Origin of the sequence: Kitasatospora sp. NPDC127111, assembly GCF_042677465.1 — a bacterium.
Classification (GTDB): domain Bacteria; phylum Actinomycetota; class Actinomycetes; order Streptomycetales; family Streptomycetaceae; genus Kitasatospora.
In genome coordinates, this window is record NZ_JBHXTG010000163.1 from 1 (window position 1) to 3,313 (window position 3,313).

At 77.3% G+C, this 3,313-nt stretch carries 3 protein-coding genes; all 3 read left to right on the forward strand.

From position 1 onward, the window contains the following. Window positions 1-232 precede the first annotated feature (232 nt). The 3 genes from ACFVHB_RS40005 (at window position 233) to ACFVHB_RS40015 (ending at window position 3,252) form a co-directional block, all read left to right on the forward strand. Window positions 233-1,474 (forward strand): PucR family transcriptional regulator, encoded by a 1,242-nt coding sequence (locus ACFVHB_RS40005; RefSeq protein WP_380332892.1) that lies wholly within the window; start codon window positions 233-235, stop codon window positions 1,472-1,474. 147 nt (window positions 1,475-1,621) lie between these two features. Beyond that, window positions 1,622-2,344: a hypothetical protein gene (locus ACFVHB_RS40010; protein WP_380332893.1), complete on the forward strand. Its 723-nt coding sequence runs from the start codon at window positions 1,622-1,624 to the stop codon at window positions 2,342-2,344. 128 nt (window positions 2,345-2,472) lie between these two features. Further along, window positions 2,473-3,252: a maleylpyruvate isomerase family mycothiol-dependent enzyme gene (locus ACFVHB_RS40015; RefSeq protein WP_380332895.1), complete on the forward strand. Its 780-nt coding sequence runs from the start codon at window positions 2,473-2,475 to the stop codon at window positions 3,250-3,252. Window positions 3,253-3,313: the final 61 nt, after the last annotated feature.

Genomic DNA, 3,313 nt, shown 5'->3' on the forward strand with positions numbered 1-3,313 from the left:
GTGGGGCGCCACCCCGCGCGGGCGCCCGGGGGCGGCGCCCCCGCCCCCCGCGGCCGGGTTTGCCCCCCGGTCACAACTCCGGGCCGCCCGGGTGGCACCGGCGGCCGCGGCCGGTGTCTTCACCCGGCCCGCGCCGCGGTTCCCCAGGACCGGAGGTCAGCGGCGCGCCTATGCTGGCCCCCTGCCGGGCCCCTGGGCGGGGGCGGGTGCCGCACCCTCGGAGGGCGACGTTGTGACGGCTGATAGCACGCACGACCCGGTGTCCGGGCGGGCCATGGCGCAGCGCCTGCTGGCCGACCTGCCACGGCTGAAGGCGGACATCACCGCGCGGCTGATGGCGGAGCAGCCCGTCTACCGGCGGCTGCCGCCCGAGCAGTTGCAGCACGACGTCAGCCGGGTCACCGAACAGAGCATCCGCGGCATCGCCCAGTCGCTGCGGACCGGCCGGCCGCTGGAACCGGAGTGGCGGGCCTTCCAACGCGCCTCGGCCGCCCGCCGGGCCGAGGAGGGGGTGCCGATCGAGGCCGTCGTCGACGCCTACTACCTCGGCGCCCAGGTGTGCGTCGACGTCCTGCGCGCCGCGTTGCCCCCGGACCAGGTGGACGTCGCCTACCGCACCCTGCTGACCGGCCTGCGCGTCACCGTCGCCGAGGTCACCGCGGGCTACCTTGAGGAACGGCAGGCGCAGGTCGGGGAGAGCGGGGCCGCCCGGCAGACGATGCTGTCGGCGCTGCTGACCGGCACCGACATCCACACCGCGGCGCGCCACACCGGCACCACCCTGCCGCCCGCCTACCTGGTCCTGGCGCTGGCCGTCGGAACCCACCGCGACGAGCTGCGCGAGGACGTCGACACCGCCGTTGCCGCCCGCCGGAAGGTCCGGCGGATCCGCGCCGAACTCGACCGGCGGATCGGCCGGCCCGTCCTCGCCCAGCTGACCGCCGACGAGGGCCTCGCCCTGCTGCCCCGCTCCGACGCCGCGGACCCCGCCCACCGGACCTGGCTGGCCGACGCGATGACGGACCTCAGCCGGGCCGCGGGGGTCCCGCTGGTCGCGGGCGCCGCCGTCTGCGCGCCCGACCAGGTGCCGGACGCCGCCCGCCTCGCGACCGAGGTCCGGGACACCGCCGTCGTCTTCCGGCGGCCACCGGGCGCCTACCACCTCGACGACCTGCTGATCGAGCACCAGCTCACCCGCCCCGGCGCGGCCCGCGACCACCTCGCCGCCCTGCTGGCGCCGCTGGCGGACAGGCCCCACCTGCTGCCGACCCTGCGGCTCTACCTGGAGAGCAACCTGAACCGGCGCCACGTCGCGGCCCGGCACCACGTCCATCCGAACACGGTCGACTACCGCATCCGGCGCATCGCCACCCTCACCGGCCTGGACCCCGCCGACCACACCGACCGCATCAAGCTCACCGCGGCCCTGGCCGCCCTCGACACCCGGCAGCGGGAGGCCTCCGGAGACCGCTGACCGGCCGCCCGCCCGTCCGCGCCGCCACCTCCGTGGCCACCCCCCGGGGACGGGCGGGCGTGCGGCGTCTACCCTGCTGGGACCTTCGTCCAGTAGCGGGCGAACCACCGAGACTTCGTGAAGTCGCAGCGAACGGGGAGACGAGAAGTGACGATCCATCTGGTCGGCGGCGGGCGGGACGAGCGGCTGGCCGGTGAGCTGTACGGGCCGTTCCTGGCCGAGGCGGGCCCCGATCCGGTGGTCGCCTGCCTGCTGCTCGACGAGGGCGACGTCCCCGAGCAGTTCGAGCGCTGGACGGCGGCCCTCGGGGCGGCCGCGCCGTGCCGTCCGCGCGCCGTACCGGTGACCATCGGCGAGGCGTTCGACCCGGCCGCGCTCGACGGGGCCGACGCCGTCTTCGTCGGCGGCGGGCTGACGCCCGCGTACCAGGCCGCGCTGGCCGGCCCGCTCGGTGCCGCACTGGCCGAGCGCCGGCAGGCCGGCCGTCCGCTCCCGTACGCCGGGTTCTCGGCCGGCGCGGCGATCGCCGCACGGCGGGCGGTGGTCGGCGGCTGGCTGTCGGGCGGCGTGCCGGTCTGCCCCGAGGAGACGGCCGAGGACCTGGCGGAGATCGAGGTCCGCCCGGGCCTGGGCCTGCTGGCCCCGGCCGTCGACGTGCACGCCGCCCAGTGGGGCACCCTGGCGCGGCTGGTCGAGGCCGTCACCGACGGCCGGGTGCCGTACGGGATCGCGTTGGACGAGAACACCGCGCTGTCCGTGGCGGACGGGACCGGCCTGGTGCGGGGCGCCGGCCGCGCCCACCTCGTCCGCCCGGGCGGGGACGGCGCCACGGTCAGCTCCCACGGCGCCGGTGCGCGGCTGGTGCTGTGACCCGCTGACGCCGTGACAGGGGGCGGACGGCGTGCGGCCGTCCGCCCCCGCGCGCCGTGCCGCGTCGCCGCCGCGGCGGCCGTGAAAACCGCTTTCCGGCGGCAGGGGCACGGTGATAGACACCTGGTGTGCAAAACGATCTCGAATTCTCCGACCTCCTGCGGCTGATCGACGAGCGGTCGACCGCGTTCCGGGCGACGGTCGCCGCCGCGCCCGGCCTCGACGCGAAGGTGCCGACCTGCCCCGAGTGGACGCTGATCGACCTGGCGCAGCACCTGGGCGGGGGCGACCGGTTCTGGGCGGCCATCGTCGGTGCGGGGCCCGCCGACGCTCCTCCGGCCGAGGCCGTGGCCGAGCGGGCCGCCTTGACCGTGCCGCAGGAGCGCGAGGCCCTGGTGGCCTGGCTGGACGAGTCGACGAACCTGCTGCTCGGCGCGCTGCGGGAGGCGGGCCCGGACGCCGGCTGCTGGGCGTGGTGGAGCGGCCTGCAGACGCCGCGGACCGCCGGCGGGGTCGCCCGGCACCGGGTCCAGGAGACCGCCGTGCACACCTACGACGCCCAGCTCGCCGCGGGCGCCCCGCAGCCGCTGCCGGCCGGGGTGGCCCTCGACGGTCTCGAGGAGTTCCTGTTCACCTGCGTCGCGACGCCCAGTGCGTGGCCGCACGAGCCCACCACCTTCGACTTCCACGCCGCCGAGGGCCGCTCCTGGCGCCTCACGGTCGACGGCGACGGCGCGCGGACCGCCCGGCTGCCCGCCGAGGGCGCGGACGCACCCGGTGTCTCCGCCCACGCCACCGCCGGTGAACTGGTGCTCTTCCTCTACGACCGCCTCCAGGCGGACTCCGTGCGGATCGACGGGGACGCGGGGCTGTTCGACCTGCTCCGCGCCTGGGAGCCGGAGGAGTAGGACGTCACGGGGCGCCGCCTGCCGCGCCCCTCGGAATTCCCGGCCTCCGCCCGGCCAGGGG